Below are 20,102 nucleotides of genomic sequence, written 5' to 3'. Positions count from 1 at the left end.
CCTCGAGGGTCGTCACGCGGCCTTCGCCCGGTCCCGCTTGGCGACCTCCTCGCGCACGAGGGGGATGACGTACCTGCCGAAGTCGATGGCGTCGCCGAGCAGGTCGTAGCCGCGCGCGGACAGGATGTCGACGCCCAGGTCGTAGTAGTCCAGCAACGCCTGCGCGACCGTTTCGGGCGTGCCGACCAAGGCGTTGGAGTTGCCGGCGCCCCCGGTCGCCTTCGCGGTCGGCGTCCACAGCGCGCGGTCGAACCGCTCGCCCCGTTCGGCCACGGCCAGCAGCCGCTGCGAGCCGGTGTTCTCCGGGTTCGTCAGCGGGTGGCGGCGGCTCGGCGGCCCGCCCGCCTTGCGCGCCTCGATCCGCTCGACCGTGCGGTGCGCCTTCTCCCAGGCCAGCTCCTCGGTGGGCGCGATGATCGGCCGGAACGCGACCTGGATGCGCGGCACGTCGGTGCGGCCCGCGTCCCGTGCCGCCTGCCGCACCGCCTCGATCTGCTGGGCGGTCTCGGCGAGCGGCTCGCCCCACAGGCAGAAGATGTCCGCCTCGGCGCCTCCCGCGGCGTAGGCGGCGGGGGAGGAGCCGCCGAACGAGACGTCCGGCCGCGGCTGCTGGACGGGGAACACGTCGCTCACGAAGTCCGCGAAGTGGTAGTGCTCGCCGTCGTGGTCGAAGGCCTCCCGGCTCAGCCACGCCTTCTTGACGATCTGGATGTACTCGCGGGTGCGGCCGTAGCGCTGGTCCTTGGTCAGGTAGTCGCCCTCGCGCTGCTGCTCGTGGTCGGTGCCACCGGTGATGAAGTGCACCGTCAGCCGGCCGTCGCTGATCTGGTCGAGCGTCGCGAACGTCTTGGCGGCGAACGTCGGGTAGGACACGTTCGGCCGGTGGGCCAGCAGGATCTGCAGCCTGTCGAGCCTGCTCGCGAGGTAGGCGGCTGCCGCGGACGGTTCCGGCGCACCCGAGCCGTAGGCGAACAGCACGCGGTCCCACCCGTGGTCCTCGTGCGCGCGGGCGAGCCTGAGCGTGTAGTCCTTGTCGAACGCGCCGGCGGACGACCGCGGTGCCGTCTCCGACCCGTCGTTCGTCGCGGCGATCCCGAGAAATTCAACTGGCATGACCGAATCCCCAGTGCTGGTCGCAGGAGTTGGGTGCGTTGAGGGAGACGCCCTCCGAGTGCACACCCCGGCACCGGCCGGTGCAACGACGTCCACAGAGCGGGATCTGCTTGCCCGCGCGGCGTACCGTGGCGGTGTTCGCGTTGAGGGGCGCGGCTCGGTTCTCGTTGCCCTCCAACGGAAAGACGCGCATGCGCACACTCGTCGTCATCGGCGGCGGCCCTCGCACCGCGGGCCTGCTGGAACGCATCGCCGCCCAGTCGCCCACCCTCTCCTTCGCCGTGCACGTCGTCGACCCGTTCCCGCCGGGCGCGGGCCGGGTGTGGCGGCACGAGCAGTCCCCGTTGCTGCGCATGAACTCCATGGCCGAGGACGTGACGGTCTTCACCGACGAGTCGTTCGACGGCGAGGGCCCGGTCCGGCCGGGCCCGTCCCTCGCGGACTGGGCCGGCGTCGACCCCGTGTCGTTCCCGTCGCGGCAGGTGCAGAGCAGGTACCTCGCCTGGTTCTTCGACCACGCGACGAAATCTCTGCCCCCGAACATCTCGGTGACCGTGCATCCGGCGAAGGCGATGGAGGTCTCCGGTCGCCGGGTGCGGCTCGACGACGGCCGGTGGCTCACCGCCGACGTGCTCGTGCTGGCGCTCGGGCACCTCGACGCCGACCCCGAGCCGGAGCACCGCGAGCTCGCCGAGCACGCGGCCGAGCACGGGCTCGTCCACGTGCCGCCGCTGTACTCGGCCGACGCGGACCTGTCGGCCGTCACCGGGGACGTGGTGCTGCGCGGGTTCGGGCTGGCGTTCGTCGACCTGATGGTGCTGCTCACCGAGGGCCGCGGCGGCCGGTACGAGCGCTCGTCCGGGCGGCTCACCTACGTGCCGTCCGGCGCGGAACCCACGCTGCACGTGGGATCGCGGCGCGGGGTGCCGTACCACTCGAAGACCGGCTACCGGTTGCGGGGACCGCGCCCGGCGCTGCCGCGGTTCTTCGTCGCGGAGGAGCTCGAGGGGCAGGAGCTGGACTTCCGGCGGGACGTGTGGCCGTTGATGGCCAAGGAGATCGCGTGGGGCCACTACCACGAGCTGTTCACCGGCCACCCCGCCCTGGTGCGGATGCCGTTCCCCGAATTTGCCGCGTCGTTCGCCGCCTTGCCCTGGTACAGCGCGGAAATGCGGGAGCTGGAGCTCTCGGCGGTGCCCGACCCGGCCGACCGCATCGACTTCGAACGCCTCGACCGGCCGCTGACCGGTGTCACGTTCGCGACCGCCGAGGAGTTCCAGGAGCACCTGCGCGCCTACGTCGAGGCGGACGTGGCCCGGCGCTCGGACCCCCGCCACAGCGCCGACCTGGGCGCGTTCCTGGCCCTGCTGTCGGTCTACGGCCAGCTGGCCGGGCTCATGCCGTTCGACGGCTGGTGGCACGGCTACTTCAGCTACCTGGCCTCCGGGCCGCCACCGGACCGGCTGGAGGAGCTGCTCGCGCTGTCCCGCGCGGGGATCGTGCGGTTCCTCGGCGCCGACATGTGGGTCGAGGCGGTCGAGGGCGCGTTCCTGGCGGGCAGCGCGACGACGCCGGAGGTGGTGCGCGCCACCGGACTGGTGGAGGCCAGGCTGCCCGTGCACGCGCTGTCGCGCACGGCGGACCCGGTGCTGAGGTCGTTGCGCGCGACCGGCGACATCTCCGAGGACGCCGCCGGCCTGGTCCGCGTCGACCCGCTGGGGCGGCTGGTCGACGAACGCGGCCGGGTGGACCCGGTCCGGTTCGCGGTCGGGCCGTACGTGACGGGCAAGGCTTACGCGGCGTTCGCCCGGCCACGGACGAACGCTCCCGCGTTCCGGCAGAACGACGCGCTGGCGCGGGAGGTGCTGCGCGTGCTAGCCGACTGAGGTGTAGCGCCCCCGGTGCCTGACCAGCGGAGCGGGGATGTCGGCGTGCGTGACGTCGAGCGGCTCGCCGACCAGCGCGACGTGGTCGCCGACCGCGATCCGCCGGGAGGTCCTGCACCGCAACCGGACCGGGGCGTCCAGCAGCCGCGGCACGCCGTCGTCGTCCTGCTGCCAGCGCGTGCCCGCCCCGAACCGGTCGGCGCCCTTCGTCGCGAAGAGGTCGGCGAGGCCGGACTGCGCGGCGTCCAGCAGGTGCACGGCGAACAGCGGCGCGGTGCGCAGCACGGGCCACACCGAGGCGTTCTGGCCGATCCACACCACGACCAGCGGCGGCTCGAACGAGACCGACGTGAACGACGACACCGTTGTGCCGACGGGACCTCCCGGCCCGGTGGCCGTGACGATCGTGACGGCCTGGGCGTGGTGCCGCAACGCGTCGCGCAGCTGTTCCCTCATCGAACCAGCCCCTTCAGCACGCGGGTGTCGAGCGCGAAGTCCGCCGCCTGGGCGGGAAGCGAGGCTTCGTTGAGGAAGAACGCCTGCGGCACCACCGCGCCCAGCTCGGTCAGCACGGGCCGCAGGTGCACCTCGACGGCGAGCGCGTGCCGGTCGGACGCGGCGATCTGCAGCGGCACGACGACCTTGCCCCCGAGCCAGCCGGAGGGCGCCTGGTCCAGCACGGCCTTGAGCAGCCCGGTGTACGCGGCCTTGTAGGTCGGGGTGGCCACGACCAGCACCTCGGCATGCCCCAACGCCTCCAGCGCGGCCTTGACCGCGTCCGGTTCCGAGAAGACCCGGGGTGCCAGCGCCGCCGCGTCCACCACGGGACCGTCGACGGGCACGCCCAGCGCGCCGGCGAGCGCCTCGCGCAGGGCCAGCGCCGCCTGCAGGGTGCGCGAGGCGGGCCGCGGGTTGCCGGCCAGAACACCGATCTGCGTCATGCTCCCAGCACAGCGGCGCGCCGCCGGAGAAGCAACCACGTCCACCACGCGGGAAGGGCTTCCCCGAGCTCCCTCGGGGTGCCGCCGACCGCCACCACCGGTGAGGGGGGTCTCCGGAGTGCCGGCCGACGGCGGGTCGACCGCGGCGCGAGCACGCGACGCCTGCGGAAGGGCTTCTCCGGCCTGGGGGTGCCGGATGGCCCCGGCGAGCAGCTCGAGCGCCCGCGGCCAACCACTTGTTGAACGTACAACTGCCGCGTCGTGTTCCGGTCGTTTCCCGGTGTGACCAGGCTCAACTCCTTCAGCTGAGCTTCAGGTCCGGGCCTGGTGCGACCACCGTGCGCGACAGCCGGACCGCCGGCGATCGCGGAGCCCCGGGTCCTAACCGAGGTCGGTGAGCTTGCGCTCGGCCGCCTTGCGCGCCTTCTCCGCCGCGGACGTGACGCGCTTGGCGTCCTCCAGCCGCTCGGCGGCCCGGTCGAACGCCCGCTGCGCCGCCAGCTGGTCGGCCTGGGCCTCCCCGAGGGCCTGTTCGGCCTCGTCCAGGGCCTGCTGGGCCTCCGCCCGCTTGCGCTCCTGGCGTTCCCGCCGCTTGCGGGCCAGCGCGTCCTCGCCGTCGTCGCCCGGCGGCTCCGGCGCGGGCAGCGCGAAACCGAAGCCCGAGTACTCCAGGGCCTTCGTGAGGTGGCCCTGGCGCACCTGCGCGGCCGAGTCCGGGTCGGCCATGGCGGCGGTCAGGGTGTTGCGGACCTGCGTGACGGCGTCGTCGGCGAGGGGGCCCGTCAGCTCCAGCGTGCGGTAGACGAGGGTCTCCATCAGCTCCTTGCGCTTGCGCCCGAGCTCGCGCATGGTCAGCTCCGCCGTGGACAGGCCCAGCGCCTCCGCCAGACCCTCGGGGGCGTCCCTGACCAGCCTGTTGACCGCCCAGGCACCCACGGTCGGCCGGCGCAGGTCCGCGATGGCCTTCGCGAGGTCCTTGTCGTCCGCCTGCTTGGCCGCGGCGTTGCGGGCGGCGGTGAACTCCTTCGGGGACAGCCCGTAGAGCTCGTCGGCGACCGACTTCAGGTCCATGGGCGCAAGGTAGCGCCTGATCAGCCTCCAGTCCTGCGGAACGCTCAACGAGGCGGTCCCGGGGTGCGTTGAGGAGTAGAACGCCCGATTCCGGTGAACAGGAGGGAGTCATGCACACCAGGTGGAGATGGGTCCTGTTCGGCCTCGGCGCCGCCGTGGCCGCCTGCGGGCCGCTCGCGATGGCGGGTGGTCCCTGGTACGGCTACGTCTTCGGGGGCCTGTGGTTCCTGCTGGGCGGCACCGTGGCGTGGCGCTGCCTGGGCATGGGCACCAGGCTCACCACGCAGGGCATCACGTCGAACAGCCTCGACCGGCAGACCACCGTCGAGTGGTGTGACGTCCGCGAGGTCGTGCTCACCCGGCGGCGGAACCTCATCGCCTTCCACACCATCGCGCCGGTGGTCCGGCACGACGGCGGCAAGGAGGTGCTGACCGAGCTGAGCCGGTTGTCGATCAAAAAGGACACCGTCCCCGAACGGGCCGAGAAGCACGTGGCGGAACTCCGGCAGGCGCTGGGCGAGCACCGCGCCGGATGTTCGGTGTGCGGCGCGCAGCCGAAAGCCGTCACCGCCGCCCGCGGTCTCGGCGCACGCGTGCGATCGCGATTGCGTTCGCTGTTGCGCGGAAATGGTGACCGCTCCATCGTCCGCTGACGGGATCCTGTTACACGGCAACGCCGTTCACCGTTGACGCAGCCTTGACATTCCCCTCCATCAGCTCTTGACTGGAGGGCGTCTGCTCGTTCTAAGGCGAAAAAGAAACGCGCAGCACCAAAATGCTGCCCGGACAAGCCCCTGAACAGTCCAATGTGGATATCAGGAATGCTCCGGGAAGACTATTGCCCCTCGCGAGGCGAAGAGATGTGCTTCGGAGCACTCTTTACCCCACGAAGGGCACATGCGCCGTGAAGAACTGGAGACGCCGCACCGGAACGGTCTTGCTGACCGCGGTGTTGGGCACTGCCGGGCTCGGCTTCGCCGCCACCCCTGCAATCGCGCAGAACGCACCTCAGCAGCAGAAGCCGGCCGCCGACAAGCAGCTGGACAAGAAGGACCGCGAGCTCGTCGACCAGGCCGCCCGCGAGGGCAAGCCGACCGTCGACCTGCTCGTCGCCGCCGAGGACGGCAAGACCGACGCCGCGGTCAACGACCTCAAGGCGCTCGGCGCCACGGTCCAGAAGACCGAGAAGGACGTCGACTACGTCAAGGTGACCATCCCGCGCGAGAACGCGGAGAAGGCCGCCAAGCTGGCCTCGGTCAGCACGGTCGACGTCGACGGGCTGGTCGCGCTCGACGACCCGCGCCCGCAGGGCATGGAGCAGCCGGCCCCGCAGAAGGCGCCGGACGCGAAGACTCCGCGCACGAACCCGTACATGCCGACCCAGGACACGCAGGCGGCGCAGTTCGCCACCGCGCACCCGAAGTGGGACGGTCGCGGCGCCACGATCGCCGTGATCGACTCGGGCATCGACCTCGACACCCCCGCCCTGCAGACGACCAGCACCGGTGAGCGCAAGATCATCGACTGGTACAACGCGAACGCCACGAACTCCGGCGACGGCACCTGGGTCACCATGACCAAGACGGGCGTCGTCGGCAAGTTCACCAACGGCGGTCGCGAGTGGACCGCGCCGGCGACCGGCGGCCCGTACTCGTTCGGCCTCTTCGCCGAGACCGCGGGCGACCTCGGCACCGCGGCGTCCGAGACCGGCGGTGACATCAACCGCGACGGCGACCGCACCGACACGTTCGGCGTCCTCCAGGACATCACGACGAAGGAAGTCTTCGTCGACACCGACGGTGACGGCAACTTCACCAACAACAAGCGCATGATCGACTACAAGGTCAAGCAGGACGTCGGCTTCTTCGGCACCGACAACCCCGCGACCCCCGTGATCGACCGCGTCGCGTTCGTCGTCCAGACCGACCGCTCGATCTACGACAACGCGGGCACCCCGTACGTCAACCTCGGCATCTCGGGCGCCGCGCACGGCACCCACGTCGCCGGCATCACCTCGGCCAACAAGCTGTTCGACGGCAAGATGGCCGGTGCCGCGCCCGGTGCGAAGCTGATCGCCATCAAGGCGTGCCTCTCCACGCCGTCCTGCACCAGCTCCGGCCTCATCGACGGTGTCCTCTACGCGGCGCGCAACGGCGCCGACGTCGTGAACATCTCCATCGGTGGCCTCCCGGCGCTCAACGACGGCAACAACGCCCGCGCGGAGCTCTACAACCGCACGATCAACGAGTACAACGTCCAGCTGTTCATCTCGGCGGGCAACTCGGGTGCGGGCTCCAACACCGTCGGTGACCCGTCGGTCGCCACGGACGCGGTGAGCGTCGGCTCGTACATCACCAAGGAGACCTGGCTCTCCAACTACGGCTCGAAGACCGCGCAGAAGCAGAACCTGCACGGCTTCTCGTCGCGCGGCCCGGCCGAGGACGGCGGCTTCAAGCCGAACATCGTCGCACCCGGTTCGGCGATCTCCACCACGCCGCGCTGGCAGCCCGGTGGCCCCGTGGCGGGCACCTACGCCCTGCCCGCCGGCTACTCGCAGTTCAACGGCACCTCGATGGCCGCCCCGCAGGCGACCGGTGCCGCCGCTCTGCTCGTGAGCGCGTTCAAGGCCACGCACAACGGCCAGCGCCCGACGAGCGCGGAGCTGCGCTACGCGATCCAGCGCAGCGCGAACTACGTCGACACCCTCGGCGCCTACGAGCAGGGTGCCGGTCTGTTCAACACCAACGCCGCGTGGAAGCTGCTGGACAAGCACTCCACCCCGGACAAGGTCACGACGGCCGTGCAGGTCAGCACCGTCCTCAGCGGACTGCTGGCGACCCCGAACGTCGGTGTCGGCATCCACGACCGCGAGGGCGTGACGGCGGGCAAGGAGTACACCCGCACCTACACGCTGACCCGCACCACGGGCCACGACGACGAGACCTACAAGGTGTCCTGGCTGGGCAACGACGGCACGTTCACGTCGGCGAAGAAGGTCCGCCTGCCGCTGAACACGCCGGTGCTGTTCCCGGTCACGATCAAGGCCAAGACGGCGGGCGCGCACAGCGCCGTGCTGCAGCTCGACAACCCGGAGACCCCCGGCGTCGACGCGCAGACCATGAACGCGGTGTTCGCGGCGGAGAACTTCAACGCCGCCAACAAGTTCTCGGTCACGAAGTCCGGCAAGATCGCGCGCAACCAGTCGACCAGCCTCTTCGTGAACGTGCCCAAGGGCACCACCGCGCTGAAGGTCGACATGAACGCCGGTGGCGCCGAGGCCGGCAAGGGCCAGGTCCGCTTCCTGCGCTACACCCCGCAGGGCGTCGGCTTCGACTCGAACACGTCGACCAACTGCTACAACCCCGACGCGGGTGCCGGTTGTGCCGGTGGCACGCCGACCAGCCGCACGGTGACCAGCCCGATGGCCGGTGTCTGGGAGATCGTGATCGAGGCGCGCCGCACCTCCGACGCCGCCGAGGCGCCGTACTCGGTGACCGCGTCCGTGCTGGGCACGACCATCAGCCCGAACCCGGACGTCATCCCGTCTGCGGCGCTGGGCACCCCGGTCGAGCGCAGCTACACCGTCTCGAACACGCAGGCCAGCTTCAACGGCCGGCTCGCGGCGGGTGCGGTCGGCAGCGCCAAGACGGCCCGCCCGACGATCGAGAACCTGGCGAGCCAGCAGTACCCGATCGCCGTCACGCCCGGCTCGACGAAGCTCACCGTCACCATCGGCAACACCGCCGACCAGGGCGCCGACCTCGACCTGTCGGTCTACAACTGCACGACGGGCAGCTGCGTGCTGGCCGGTTCGTCGGCGGACGCGGACTCCGAGGAGTCGGTGACCATCGCCAACCCGGCGGCGGGCAACTGGGTCGCCCTCGTCGAGGGCTACGCGGTGCCCGCGGGCACCACGGAGTACGACTACTTCGACGTCTTCACCTCGTCCGCTCTCGGCACGCTCACCGTGTCGGACACCAACGCCGACCGCGCCGCCGGAGCGACGTGGACCGCGAAGGGCGTCATCACGCCGCTGGGCCAGCCCGGCGCCGGCCGCGTGCTGCGCGGTGAGCTCGAGGTGCGCACGTCCGACAACACCGTTGTCGGCACGGGTGCCGTGATCGTCCAGGCAGTCAGCTAGCAGCACGGCAATGCGCGGAAAGCCCCAGGATCCACGAGGTCCTGGGGCTTTCTACGGTTCGGGCAGCCTGTTCCCGAGCGGCTCGTCCACGTCCACCTTGGACACGCCGGTGATCAGGTACGCGTCCGCCACCTTGTCGACCGGCATCTCGGCGCGCAGGTAGCCGATTCTCGGGTCGCGCGCCTCGACGGTCGCGCCCAGCCTCTGCAGTGCCTGCTCGACCTCCTCGTCGCGTCCCGGTCGCACGGAGATCATCAGTGGCACCGTGAGGTGGCCGTCGCGCTTCGCCTGCTCGATCCGGTTCTTGTCCGGCCTGGCTGATGACACGACGGGAACCTCCGCGGACGGCACGGTTGCGACCCCGTTCGTACCACAGCCACCGAGAGCCAGCGCGCAAAACGCGACGGCGAGCGGTCTTCTCATGACCGGAGGACGGAACGGTGCGCGCGGACGGTTGCACCGAGTTCGCGACGACTTACTGCTTCGGCCCCGCAAACGCTTGCTCCCGCAGCGCCCCGTCCGCGCTCTCGCCGAACACGCGGGCGTCCGTGTGCTGGTCGGACGTGGGCTGGGCCTTCTTGACCCCGGTGACGGCCCGCGTTCGGACCTGCGGCAGCGCACCGCTGTGCACGCGGTGCACCCAGTCCACGAGGTGTTCCCGCGTGAGGCAGCGCAGGTCCCACAGCTTGCCGGCGTCGGCGGCGCTGACGAGCGCACGCACCCGCACGAACCCGTTCGTCGCCTGCGTCACCTGCAGCACCGACACCCGCCCGTCCCACAGGTCGCTGCCCTCCAGCATGGACCGCATCTCCTGCCGCATCGCCTCGACCGGCACCGTCCAGTCGAGATCGAGCTCGACGGTCCCGAGCAGCGCCGACTGCGTCCGCGTCCAGTTCTCGAACGGCGTCTTCAGGAAGTACGACGTGGGCAGCACCAGCCGCCGGTCGTCCCACAGGTGCAGCACCACGTAGGTCAGCGTGATGTCCTCCACCCGTCCCCACTCGCCCTCGACCACGACCACGTCGTCGAGCCGCACCGCGTCGCTGAACGCGATCTGCAGCCCGGAGATGAGGTTGCCGAGCAACGACTGCGCGCTGAACGCCGCCACCGCACCGATGACCGCCGCGGACGCCAGCACGGTCGAGCCGACCGCCCGTGCGCCGGGGAACGTCATGAGGATCGCGCCCACGGCCAGCACGCCGATGACCACCAGAGTCAGCCGGCGCACGAGCGTGATCTGGGTGTGCACGCGCCGCGCGTGCCGGTTGTCCGTGACGTCCGTGCGGATCCGGGACAGGGAAACGTCCACCAGGGTGCTGATGAGCGCGGCGAGCAACCAGGCCCCGCCGAGGATGATCGCGATGCCCAGCGCGTGCGACGCCACGGGCACGTCGACCGGGTAGGCGCTGAGGCTTATCTGGGCGGCCAGGAGCGCTCCGAACAGCTGGCCCGGGCGGTACATCTTCCCGCTGTGGCTGAAGCGGCGCACCAGCCGGTGGACCACCTCCACCACGAGCAGTGCGAAGGCCACGGAGCAGCCCATGACGACGAACAGCACGTTTCCTCCTCTCGGGGGTCGGAAGGGGATACCCGTCCACTCGGGAGGGGAACACCATGAGCCCGCTCACGGGCAATCGGCTTGCTCCCGCTCGTACGGTGGGTGACGTGGGGAAACGCATGTCCACCCGAGCCGGGTGACGGGTTCGGCGGAGTGCTGCGGGAGGTGTGGTGGAGGTCGAAGTTCTGGGGGTTCTCGGCTCGGGGACCGTCCACTTCAGCTGTGCCCACGGCTCCGCCGCGGGGCGTTGGATGAGCGCGGGGCCGGTTCGGACCGGCGCGTTCCACGTGGAGGTCGAGGTCCCGGACGAGGTCGCCTCCTGGTCGGCGGCACCGGGAGGCCCCGGTCTGCACGGAGATCCCGCGAGCGGTCTCGAGGTCTGCCTTGACGCCGAGGTCGTGAGCTTCGAAGCCGGCGACCCGGTGGTGGCCGTCAGGCTGGGCGCCGACGTTCTCCTGGTCGAGTTCGCGGACCGGGCCGGGTTGTCCGCGGGAGCCCGCATCTCGTTCCGCGTTCCCGAGGTCCACCTGTACTCCACCGAGCTGTGACAGCGGGGCCGCTGCCCCCGACGCGGTTTGAGTCACACTGACCAAAAAGTACTTGCGGACCCAGTTTGAGTTACTTAGACTCAAACCATGCTCACGACGACGGAAGCCCTGGACCTGGTGGAACGCGCCACGACGGCCGAAGACCTCTTCGGCCCGCGCACCACCGACCAGGACAAGCGCAAGCAGGCGAGGCGCCGCTACCACGCGCTGGCCTCCGTGCTGCACCCCGACGTCGTGGGTCCGGACGACACCAGGGCGCACGCCGCGTCCGCGAACCTGACCCGCCTGCACCACGAGTGGACGAACGGCACGACGGTCGAACTGACGACCAAGACGGCCGTCTACCGCATCGGGGAGCCGTTCGCGAAGGGCAGCGTCGCCAACCTCTACGAGTCGGACGGGCCGCACGTGGTGAAGGTGGTGCGCAACCCGGCGCTCACCCCGTTGCTGCACGGCGAATGGCACGCCCTGCGGCAGCTCGAACGCTTCACCGACACCAACCAGTGGCTGCGCCCGTTCTACCCGCGCCTGCTCGACACCTCGGGCGACGTCGCCAAGGGATCGCGCGCCTTCACGGTGCTCGACCCCCTGCGCGACGGGTTCGTGACGCTCGCCGAAGTCAAGCGCGCCTTCCCGCACGGACTGGACGGCCGCGACTACGCGTGGATGCACCGCCGGTTGCTCAAGGCGCTGGCCGGTGCGCACCGGATCGGGCTGGTGCACGGTGCCGTCACCGCGGACAACGTGCTGGTGCACCCCGGGCAGCACGGGATCGTGCTCGCCGGGTGGTCGTTCGCGGTCGAGGAGGGTCAGCGGCTCCTCGCCACCAGCCGCACGATCACGTACCCGCCGGAAGTCGTGGACGGGGAACCGGTCACCGCCGCCACGGACGTCCACATGGCACACACGCTGATGCTGGACCTGCTGGCGCACGGCGAAAAACGGCAGCGCGCGTTCGCGCAGGGCTGCCGGCAGGAGCAGCCGCGCCGCCGGCCGGACGCCGCGGACCTGCTCGGGGAGTACGACGACCTGCTCGAAGACCTCTACGGGCCACGGGTGTTCCGCCCGTTCGCCCTTCCGAAGACGGGAGAATGACCATGGGACACGGCAAGTGGGACGACAACGCCTACGCGGCGGCCAAGACCTTCCGCGCGGCCAAGGGGATCGCGGACTTCGGCTACACCGCCTCGGTCAAGTCGACGCCCGCGGCGAGCTGGAAGGCCGCGCCGGCGCTCGACCCGCTGAACGTGCGGTACCGCGAGTGCCGCGACTCGCCCGACCACGCCGACTCGACACCGATCGCCGTGCTGTTCGACGTCACCGGGTCGATGGGCGCGGTGCCGCGGATCATGCAGGGCAAGCTCGGCAAGCTGCACGGGTTGTTGCAGCGCAAGGGATATCTCGCCGACCCGCAGCTGATGTTCGGCGGCATCGGGGACGCCGACAGCGACCGGGTGCCGCTGCAGGTGGGGCAGTTCGAGTCGGACAACCGGATGGACGAGCAGCTGCGCGACATCTTCCTCGAGGGCAACGGCGGCGGGCAGAAGAGCGAGTCGTACGAGCTGGCCGCCTACTTCGTCGCGCGGCACGTCGTCACCGACGCCTGGCAGAAGCGCGGCCGCAAGGGCTACCTGTTCATCATCGGCGACGAGCTGAACAAGCCCAGGCTGGAGGCCCGGCACATCCGCCGCGTCATCGGTGACGAGGTCGGCCAGGACATCGACCCCGTGTCGGTGTACCGGGAGCTCGCCAAGAAGTGGCACGTCTACTTCATCCTGCCCAACCAGTCGTCGTACTTCCACGACGACAGCATCGGTGAGCACTGGCGGGCGATCCTCGGCCAGAACTTCCTCAAGCTCGACGACCCCGGCGCGGTGTGCGAGCTGATCGCCGCGACCATCGGGCTGGAGGAGAGCGTCGTCGACCTCGACCAGGCCCTCGTGGACCTCGCCGAGATCGGGTCGGTCGCCGAGAGCAGGGCCGTCGGCAAGGCGCTGGCCACCGTGGGCGGCACCGGCAAGGCGGTCGTCGCCGCACCGCTGGGCATCGACGGTCCCGACGACGTGGAGCTGAGCTGACGTGGACCGGGAGCACGTCATCGTCGTCGGCCTCGGCTTCGGCGACGAGGGCAAGGGAGCCGTCGTCGACGCGCTGTGCGCGGCCGGGCCGGTGTCGGCCGTCGTGCGGTTCAACGGGGGAGCGCAGGCCGCGCACAACGTGGTCGTCGACGACCGGCACCACACGTTCAGCCAGTTCGGGTCGGGCACGCTCGCGGGCGTGCCGACCTGGCTCTCCCGGTACGTGCTCGTCGAACCGATCGCGCTGGCCACCGAGTCGCGCGAACTGGAGGCCATCGGGGTCGCCGACCCGCTCTCGCTGCTGTCGGCCGACGCCGGCGCGCTGCTCACCACGCCGTTCCACGTCGCCGCGAACCGGGCCAGGGAGGACGCCAGGGGCGACGGCCGGCACGGCTCGTGCGGCAAGGGGATCGGCGAGACCGTCTGGTACGGCCTGCTGGAGGGGCGGACGGCCGGGGAGGTGGTCGAGGAGCAGGTGGTGCTCGGCGACCCCGGCCCCGCGCCGCGGGTCGGCGACTGCCTCGACCCGCGGGCGCTGCGGCGCAAGCTCGACGCGCTCGCCCGGTTCTACGAGCCGCTGATCGGCGCCGGGCCGGGCGTGGACGACCTGGTCGAGCTGTACCGCTCGTTCGCCGACGCCGTCCGGATCACGACGGGCGACGAGGCGGGCCGGCTCGCCGACGCCGGGCGGCTCGTCTTCGAGGGCGCGCAGGGCGTGCTGCTGGACGAGACGTACGGCTTCCACCCGCACACGACCTGGTCGACGGTCACGCCGCGCAACGCGCGGGAGCTGCTCGGCGGCCGGAACGCCCGCGTGATCGGCGTGACCAGGACCTACCAGACCCGGCACGGCGCGGGTCCGCTGCCGACGGAGGACCCGGCGGTGCTCGCCCGGTTCCCCGAGGCGCACAACGGCACGGGGCAGTACCAGGGCGCGTGGCGGGCCGGGCACCTGGACGCCGGCCTGCTGCGCTACTCGGTGCGGTGCTGCGGCGGCGTGGACGGGCTGGCCGTGACGCACCTGGACGCCGGCGGCCTGCGGGTCGCGGCGGGCGAGGAGCTGCTGGACATGCCCGATCCCCTGGCGTACCTGGAAGAACTGCTGGGCGTCGAGGTGCTCGTCACGGGGGCGGGCCCGTCCAGGGCGGACTACGAGGTGCGGGAGAATCGACGTCATGATCGAGTCGACGCTGGTGTCGGTGGACGTGATCGCGCTGCGGTTCGACCCTGACGCGCGCGCGGTGCTCCTGGGGGTGGCACCGCGCGCGCACGAGCCGTTCGCGGGCGAACTGGCGCTGCCCGGCGTGTTGCTGGGCAAGGGGGAACGGCTGCGCGAGGCGACCACGAGGGCCGTCACGGGCAAGCTCGGGCTGGCCGGGGAGTCGGTGACGGCGACCGGCCAGCTCATCATGTTCGACGAGCCGTCGCGCGACCCGCGCGGCCCGACGCTGTCGATCGCGCTGTGGGCCACGGTCGCCCGCCCGACCGGCGACGTGGCCGTGTGGAACAGGATCGGCGCCGTGCCGCCGCTGGCCTTCGACCACGACCGGATCGTCGCCGACTGCAAGCCGTTGCTCGCGGACAAGCTCTGGCGCGACGTCGCGTTCACCGCGGGCCTGCTCGGGCCGGAGTTCACGACGGCGCAGGCGCTCGACGTGACCGAGTCGCTGACCGGCGACCGCCCCTACCCGGCCAACCTGGGCCGCACGATGGACCGCGTGCCCGGCCTCGAACGCACCAGCGAGCACGCCGCGGCGCTGCCCAAGGGGGGACGGCCGCCGCTGGTCTGGAAGTGGGCTAGCGGGGCAGCTCGGGATTGAACAGCCAGCGCGTGAGCAGGTCGCGGTGGCCTGCCAGCGCCAGGAAGTCCTCGGTCGTCACGACGCCGTGCCGGTGGCGCGCGCACCACTCCCGCAGCAGCGCGAAGAACGAGTCGTCGCCCATCTCGCGCCGCAGGGTGTGCAGCGTCAGCGCGCCGCGCTGGTAGACCCGGTCGTCGAACCAGTCGGCCCGCTCGGGCCGGCCGATCACGACGTCCTGGGGCAGGCGCCGCAGCAGGTCCCGCGCCCCGGCCGCGCACGCGTCCGCCGACCGGCCGCCGGAGGCCTCGGACCACAGCCATTCCGAGTAGCAGGCGAAGCCCTCGTTGAGCCAGATGTGCTCCCACGCGGCGAGCCCTACGGAGTTGCCGAACCACTGGTGCGCCAGCTCGTGCGCCACCAGCCGTTCGGACCCGCGGCGGCCGTCGACGTGGTTCGAGCCGAACGTCGAAAGCCCCTGCGCCTCGACGGGGACGTCGAGCGCGTCGTCGGTCACCACGACCGAGTAGGTGGCGAACGGGTAGGGCCCGAACAGCGACGAGAACAGCGAGATCATCTGGTTCTGCCGCGCGAAGTCGTGCGCCACCAGCCGCTTGAGCCGCGACGGCGCCCAGATCCCCGGCAACGCCTCGACGTACTGCCCGATCTGGACGGTCGCGAGGTAGGTGGCCATCGGGGACGCCATCGAGTACGTCCAGCGCGTGGTGCTGCCGGAGACCTTGCCGTCGACCAGGACCCCGTTGCACACCACGGTGTACGGCGAGGGCGCCGTCACCTCCAGGTGGTAGGACGCCTTGGACGACGGCTCGTCGAGGCACGGGAACCACGACGGCGCGCCGATCGGCTGCGAGGCGACGATCGAGCCGTCCGTCAGCTCGTCCCAGCCGAGGTCGCCCCACTCCGGCGTCGAGATCGGCCGGGGCGTGCCCGAGTAGCGCACCTCGACCGAGAACGCCCCCCGCACGGCGGCCCGGACGTTCAGCACGCCGCCCGCGTGCCCGTAGCGGGCCGGTCTGCCGTTGACGAGCACCTTCGAGATCCGCAGGGAGCCGAAGGACAGCGAGAACGACGACAGCGGCGCGGGGCAGGAAGCCTGCAGCACCGCACGCCCGGACAGGCGTGCGGAGTACGGCTTGTAGTCCAGCTCTAGCGCGTAATGGTGTACGGAGAAGGTCATGTCCACGCGGAGATCGGGTTGCCCAGCCAACGGGTTCCCGACGGTACATCCTCTCCGCGCATGACCAGCGAGGCGGGTCCGATGGTCGTGTTGGCACCGACGGACGCGCCCGGCAGCACGATTCCGTGCGGGCCCAGGGTGGAACCGGCGGCCAGCGCCACCCGGTCCATCCGCAGGATGCGGTCGTGGAACAGGTGCGTCTGCACGACGCAGCCGCGGTTGACCGTCGCGCCGGCGCCGAGCGACACCAGGTCGGCCTCGGGCAGCCAGTACGACTCGCACCACACGCCGCGCCCGACGGACGCGCCCAGCGAGCGCAGCCACACGTTCATGATCGGCGTGCCGCCGGAGAACCCGATCAGCCACGGCACCGCGAGCACCTCGACGAACGTGTCCGCCAGCTCGTTGCGCCACACGAACGCCGACCACAGCGGGTACTCGCGGGTCTTGAACCGGCCCACCAGCACCCACTTGGCGACCACCGCCACCAGGCACGCGGCGACGCCCGCGCCCAGCAGCACGACGCCGGACCACCAGAGCCCGAACTCCTTCAGCGCGAACAGCACGCCCACGACCAGGGCCACGTTCAGCATCACCGGCACGAACCGGCACAGCTCGACCAGCGCCCGCGCCCACATCAGGTGCTTCGGCGGGTCGAACGTGCGCGACTGGTCCGACACCTCGGCCGCGCGCGGCAGCTTCATCGGCGGCATGCCCAGGTACGACGACCCGGCCTTGGCGCGCTTGGGGGCCGCCGACAGCACGCCGACGAGCCCGCCCTTGGGGACGGTGCGGCCGGGCGCGGTCATGCCCGAGTTGCCCAGGAACGCCCGCTTGCCCACGCGGGCGGTGGCGATGCGCAGCCAGCCGCCGCCCAGCTCGTAGGAGGCGACCATCGTGTCGTCGGCCAGGAACGCGCCGTCGCCCACGCGGGTCATCTTCGGCAGCGCGACCACTGTGGACGCCTCGACGCCGCGGCCGACCTTCATGCCGAGCAGCCGCAGCCACACCGGCGTGAACAGCGACGCGTACAGCGGGAACAGCGCCGAGCGCGCGTTGTTCATCAGCCGCTCGGTCGTCCACGCCTGCCACGCCACGCGGCTGTGCACGGGATGGTGGCCCTCGCGCATGCCGATGCCCAGCACCCGCACGAACGCCAGGACCAGCAGCGCGTAGGAGCCGAACCAGATCACCGAGGCGACCGGGACGTCCCACAGCGCGCTCGTGAGCGTCACCGGGCGCCTCAGCACGTACAGCACGGCCGGAGCCGCCGCGAGCAGCGGCAGCGCGGCCAGCAGACCGGACGAGACGCCGTACATGAGGTTCCAGAACCGCGACCGCTCCGGGCGGCGCGAGGGGAACGAGCGCGCCGACTTGCCCTCGCGGATCGCCGGGACGCCCGCCCAGCGCTGCCCGGTCGGTACCGAGCCGACGACCCCGGAACCGGGCGCCCCCTCGGCCTTCTTGCCGATCTTGGCGCCGGGGAACAGCGTGCTGCGCGCCCCGACGGTCGCGCCCGCGCCGATCCGGATGCGGCCGATGCGCAGCCGGTCGCCGTCGAGCCACCAGCCGGACAGGTCGACCTCGGGTTCGACGGCGGCGCCGCGCCCGACCTTCAGCATGCCCGTGACCGGCGGCAACGAGTGCAGGTCGACGCCGGGGCCGATCTTGGCGCCCAGCGCCCGCGCGTAGTGCGTGACCCACGAACCGGACAGCTCGGTGGCGCGCGACAGCTGCGCCAGCATCTCGGCCGTCCACAGCCGCAGGTGCACCGAGCCGCCGCGCGGGTACTCGCCGGGCCTCACGCCGCGCAGCAGCAGCCGCGCGCCGCCGGCGGAGATCGCGAGCCGGCCGGCGGGGCTGAGGAACACCACGGCACCGGCGGCGACCCACCACCACGACACGGAGGTCCAGCCCAGCACGTTCGACAGGGCCGTCAGCGCGACGACCCACCGCGCACCGGCGATGGTGAGCAGCGGGATCATCAGCAGCGTCTGGACCAGGCCGGTCCAGCGCGGCGTCGGCGCGACCTCGTGCACCTCGGCGGCGGAGCCGTACGACTCCAGGCGGCGAGCCAGCCCGTGCAGCGTCGGGTTCTGGTAGACGTCCGACACGGACGTGCTCGGGTACCGCGTGCGGACCATCGACACGAGCTGCGCGGCGCACAGCGAGCTGCCGCCGGACGAGAAGAAGTTCGCGTCCTCGGACGCGGGCCCGGACCCGAGCACGGCGGCCCACTGCTCCGCGAGCCAGCCCTCGAGACCCGAGAACACCACGCCCGCGGTGTCCATCGACTCGAGCGGCCACGGCAGGGCGGCGCGGTCGACCTTGCCGGACGTGCGGGTGGGCAGCGTCTCGACCACCGCGATCAGCGGGACGAGTGCGGCGGGCAGCTCGGCCCGCAGGTGCTCGACGGCCGCTTCCTGGTCGAACCCGCCGTCGGCCACCACGTAGCCGACGAGGATCTGGTTGCCGCCCCGTGTCGTGCGCACGGCGGCCGCGGCACCGGCCACGCCGTCGAGCGCGAGCAGGGCCGCGTCGACCTCGCCCAGCTCGATGCGCCGGCCGCCGAGCTTGATCTGCTCGTCCGCGCGGCCGAGGAAGACGAGGCCCTCCGGCTCGGCGCGGACCACGTCGCCGCTGCGGTAGGCGCGGTCCCAGCCCATCGAGGGCAGCGGCGCGTACTTCTCGGCGTCCTTGGCCTCGTCGAGGTAGCGGGCCAGGCCGACACCGCCGATGACCAGCTCGCCGGACTCGCCCATGGGCACGACCTCGCCCCGCGGGTCGACGACGACGAGCTCCCAGCCGTCGAGCGGCAGGCCGATGCGGACGGGGCCCTCGCCGGTCATCCGCGCGGCGCAGGCGACGACGGTCGCCTCCGTAGGGCCGTAGGTGTTCCAGACCTCGCGGCCGGGCACGGCGAGCCGTTCGGCGAGCTCCGGCGGGCAGGCCTCGCCGCCGAAGATCAGCAGCCGCACGTCGTCCAGCGCCTCGACCGGCCACAGCGCGGCCAGCGTCGGGACCGTGGAGACGACCGTGATCTCCTGCTCGACCAGCCACGGGCCGAGGTCCATCCCGGTGCGCACCAGCGACCTCGGCGCGGGCACCAGGCAGGCGCCGTGCCGCCAGGCAAGCCACATCTCCTCGCAGGAGGCGTCGAACGCGACGGAAAGCCCTGCGAGCACTCGATCTTCCGGCCCGATCGGCTCGTCGCGCAGGAACAGCCCCGCCTCGGCGTCGACGAAGGCGGCGGCGCTGCGGTGGGTGACCGCGACGCCCTTGGGCCTGCCGGTCGACCCGGACGTGAAGATGATCCACGCGTCGTTGTCGAGACCGGGTTCGCCGGGGAGGCCGAGCGTGGTGCCGTGCAGCGTGAGCGACCGGCCCTCGCCGAGCACGGCGCTCACCTGCGCCTCGCCGAACACGAGCTCCGCCCGTTCGTCGGGGTCCTCGAAGTCGACGGGCACGTAGGCCGCGCCGGCGGCGAGCGCCGCGAGGATCGAGACGTAGAGGTCGGCGGTCCCGGACGGCACGCGGATGCCGACCCGGTCGCCGACCCCGACACCGTCGGCGGCGAGCTTCTCCTTGAGTTCCAGCACTTCGGCGAGCAACGCGCGGTAACTCAGCGCGGTGGTGCCGTCGTCGACGGCCAGCGCTTCCGGGTGCCGGTCGGCACTCGTGCGCAGGATGTCCAGGAGCGTGCGCGGGGTGGGCGCCTCGCCTGCCGTGAACATCGATCGAAGGACAACGGGTTCGGCCGCAATGGTCA

16 protein-coding genes are annotated in these 20,102 nt (G+C 71.7%); 8 read left to right on the top strand and 8 right to left on the bottom strand.

What is annotated here, in order from left to right:
- Window positions 1–12: 12 nt before the first annotated feature.
- Window positions 13–1,113 carry an LLM class flavin-dependent oxidoreductase gene (locus tag ACFWGZ_RS04910; protein ID WP_382450138.1) on the bottom strand — a complete coding sequence of 367 codons (1,101 nt, stop codon included), beginning with the start codon at window positions 1,111–1,113 and terminating at the stop codon, window positions 13–15.
- A 191-nt stretch (window positions 1,114–1,304) separates the two neighbouring features.
- On the opposite strand from ACFWGZ_RS04910, the gene ACFWGZ_RS04905 reads away from it, so the two are divergent.
- Complete coding sequence (locus tag ACFWGZ_RS04905; RefSeq protein WP_382450137.1) at window positions 1,305–2,999, top strand: FAD/NAD(P)-binding protein; 1,695 nt, start codon at window positions 1,305–1,307, stop codon at window positions 2,997–2,999.
- Here the strand turns inward: ACFWGZ_RS04905 and ACFWGZ_RS04900 are convergent.
- The 3 genes from ACFWGZ_RS04900 to ACFWGZ_RS04890 form a co-directional block, all read right to left on the bottom strand.
- The gene (locus ACFWGZ_RS04900) at window positions 2,988–3,455 is read right to left on the bottom strand and encodes a flavin reductase family protein (protein ID WP_382450136.1); all 468 of its coding nucleotides are present in this window, start codon (window positions 3,453–3,455) and stop codon (window positions 2,988–2,990) included. The genes ACFWGZ_RS04905 and ACFWGZ_RS04900 overlap by 12 nt on opposite strands.
- Complete coding sequence (locus ACFWGZ_RS04895; protein WP_382450135.1) at window positions 3,452–3,940, bottom strand: NADPH-dependent FMN reductase; 489 nt, start codon at window positions 3,938–3,940, stop codon at window positions 3,452–3,454. The genes ACFWGZ_RS04900 and ACFWGZ_RS04895 overlap by 4 nt, the downstream gene beginning before the upstream one ends.
- Before the next feature lie 381 nt (window positions 3,941–4,321).
- Complete coding sequence (locus tag ACFWGZ_RS04890; RefSeq protein ID WP_382450134.1) at window positions 4,322–5,011, bottom strand: hypothetical protein; 690 nt, start codon at window positions 5,009–5,011, stop codon at window positions 4,322–4,324.
- Window positions 5,012–5,121: 110 nt separating this feature from the next.
- Here ACFWGZ_RS04890 and ACFWGZ_RS04885 point away from each other — a divergent pair, with 110 nt between their 5' ends.
- Both ACFWGZ_RS04885 and ACFWGZ_RS04880 read left to right on the top strand, forming a co-directional pair.
- Entirely contained in the window at window positions 5,122–5,664 is a 543-nt protein-coding gene (locus ACFWGZ_RS04885) for a hypothetical protein (protein WP_382450133.1), read from the top strand.
- A 296-nt stretch (window positions 5,665–5,960) separates the two neighbouring features.
- Window positions 5,961–9,152, top strand: a complete 3,192-nt coding sequence (locus ACFWGZ_RS04880) for a S8 family serine peptidase (RefSeq protein WP_382450132.1) — start codon at window positions 5,961–5,963, stop codon at window positions 9,150–9,152.
- A 51-nt stretch (window positions 9,153–9,203) separates the two neighbouring features.
- Here the strand turns inward: ACFWGZ_RS04880 and ACFWGZ_RS04875 are convergent, their stop codons facing one another.
- Together ACFWGZ_RS04875 and ACFWGZ_RS04870 are read right to left on the bottom strand one after the other, a co-directional pair.
- Complete coding sequence (locus ACFWGZ_RS04875; protein WP_382450131.1) at window positions 9,204–9,479, bottom strand: hypothetical protein; 276 nt, start codon at window positions 9,477–9,479, stop codon at window positions 9,204–9,206.
- A 148-nt stretch (window positions 9,480–9,627) separates the two neighbouring features.
- A complete protein-coding gene (locus ACFWGZ_RS04870) occupies window positions 9,628–10,710 on the bottom strand; it encodes a mechanosensitive ion channel family protein (RefSeq protein WP_382450130.1) in 1,083 nt (360 codons plus the stop codon).
- A 170-nt stretch (window positions 10,711–10,880) separates the two neighbouring features.
- Between ACFWGZ_RS04870 and ACFWGZ_RS04865 the strand changes: the two genes are divergently transcribed.
- From ACFWGZ_RS04865 to ACFWGZ_RS04845, 5 genes are all read left to right on the top strand, one after another.
- On the top strand, window positions 10,881–11,258 hold the full coding sequence (locus ACFWGZ_RS04865; RefSeq protein ID WP_382450129.1) for a hypothetical protein: 378 nt from the start codon (window positions 10,881–10,883) through the stop codon (window positions 11,256–11,258).
- Window positions 11,259–11,345: 87 nt separating this feature from the next.
- Entirely contained in the window at window positions 11,346–12,353 is a 1,008-nt protein-coding gene (locus ACFWGZ_RS04860) for an adenylate cyclase (protein WP_382450128.1), read from the top strand.
- Window positions 12,350–13,336 (top strand): hypothetical protein, encoded by a 987-nt coding sequence (locus tag ACFWGZ_RS04855; RefSeq protein ID WP_382450127.1) that lies wholly within the window; start codon window positions 12,350–12,352, stop codon window positions 13,334–13,336. The genes ACFWGZ_RS04860 and ACFWGZ_RS04855 overlap by 4 nt, the downstream gene beginning before the upstream one ends.
- A 1-nt stretch (window position 13,337) precedes the next feature.
- Window positions 13,338–14,567, top strand: coding sequence for an adenylosuccinate synthetase (locus tag ACFWGZ_RS04850; RefSeq protein ID WP_382450126.1), 1,230 nt, complete (start codon window positions 13,338–13,340; stop codon window positions 14,565–14,567).
- Complete coding sequence (locus tag ACFWGZ_RS04845; protein ID WP_382450125.1) at window positions 14,512–15,156, top strand: NUDIX hydrolase; 645 nt, start codon at window positions 14,512–14,514, stop codon at window positions 15,154–15,156. Before ACFWGZ_RS04850 ends, ACFWGZ_RS04845 begins: the two co-directional genes overlap by 56 nt.
- On the opposite strand, the gene ACFWGZ_RS04840 is transcribed toward ACFWGZ_RS04845, so the two are convergent.
- Together ACFWGZ_RS04840 and ACFWGZ_RS04835 are read right to left on the bottom strand one after the other, a co-directional pair.
- The gene (locus ACFWGZ_RS04840; RefSeq protein ID WP_382450124.1) at window positions 15,134–16,333 is read right to left on the bottom strand and encodes a M1 family metallopeptidase; all 1,200 of its coding nucleotides are present in this window, start codon (window positions 16,331–16,333) and stop codon (window positions 15,134–15,136) included. The genes ACFWGZ_RS04845 and ACFWGZ_RS04840 overlap by 23 nt on opposite strands.
- Complete coding sequence (locus ACFWGZ_RS04835; protein ID WP_382450123.1) at window positions 16,330–20,067, bottom strand: Pls/PosA family non-ribosomal peptide synthetase; 3,738 nt, start codon at window positions 20,065–20,067, stop codon at window positions 16,330–16,332. The genes ACFWGZ_RS04840 and ACFWGZ_RS04835 overlap by 4 nt, the downstream gene beginning before the upstream one ends.
- Window positions 20,068–20,102 lie beyond the last annotated feature (35 nt).

It is taken from the genome of Lentzea sp. NPDC060358 (assembly GCF_042725365.1).
In the GTDB taxonomy this organism is placed as follows: domain Bacteria; phylum Actinomycetota; class Actinomycetes; order Mycobacteriales; family Pseudonocardiaceae; genus Lentzea.
This window is presented reverse-complemented; position numbering and strand designations above follow the sequence as displayed.

What these genes read in the sequence shown, in the direction of transcription:
- ACFWGZ_RS04910 (WP_382450138.1), bottom strand. Translation starts at nt 1,113, where the DNA reads ATGCCAGTTGAATTTCTCGGGATCGCCGCGACGAACGACGGGTCGGAG.
- ACFWGZ_RS04905 (WP_382450137.1), top strand. Translation starts at nt 1,305, where the DNA reads ATGCGCACACTCGTCGTCATCGGCGGCGGCCCTCGCACCGCGGGCCTG.
- ACFWGZ_RS04900 (WP_382450136.1), bottom strand. Translation starts at nt 3,455, where the DNA reads ATGAGGGAACAGCTGCGCGACGCGTTGCGGCACCACGCCCAGGCCGTC.
- ACFWGZ_RS04895 (WP_382450135.1), bottom strand. Translation starts at nt 3,940, where the DNA reads ATGACGCAGATCGGTGTTCTGGCCGGCAACCCGCGGCCCGCCTCGCGC.
- ACFWGZ_RS04890 (WP_382450134.1), bottom strand. Translation starts at nt 5,011, where the DNA reads ATGGACCTGAAGTCGGTCGCCGACGAGCTCTACGGGCTGTCCCCGAAG.
- ACFWGZ_RS04885 (WP_382450133.1), top strand. Translation starts at nt 5,122, where the DNA reads ATGCACACCAGGTGGAGATGGGTCCTGTTCGGCCTCGGCGCCGCCGTG.
- ACFWGZ_RS04860 (WP_382450128.1), top strand. Translation starts at nt 11,346, where the DNA reads ATGCTCACGACGACGGAAGCCCTGGACCTGGTGGAACGCGCCACGACG.
- ACFWGZ_RS04855 (WP_382450127.1), top strand. Translation starts at nt 12,350, where the DNA reads ATGACCATGGGACACGGCAAGTGGGACGACAACGCCTACGCGGCGGCC.
- ACFWGZ_RS04845 (WP_382450125.1), top strand. Translation starts at nt 14,512, where the DNA reads ATGATCGAGTCGACGCTGGTGTCGGTGGACGTGATCGCGCTGCGGTTC.
- ACFWGZ_RS04840 (WP_382450124.1), bottom strand. Translation starts at nt 16,333, where the DNA reads ATGACCTTCTCCGTACACCATTACGCGCTAGAGCTGGACTACAAGCCG.
- ACFWGZ_RS04835 (WP_382450123.1), bottom strand. Translation starts at nt 20,067, where the DNA reads ATGTTCACGGCAGGCGAGGCGCCCACCCCGCGCACGCTCCTGGACATC.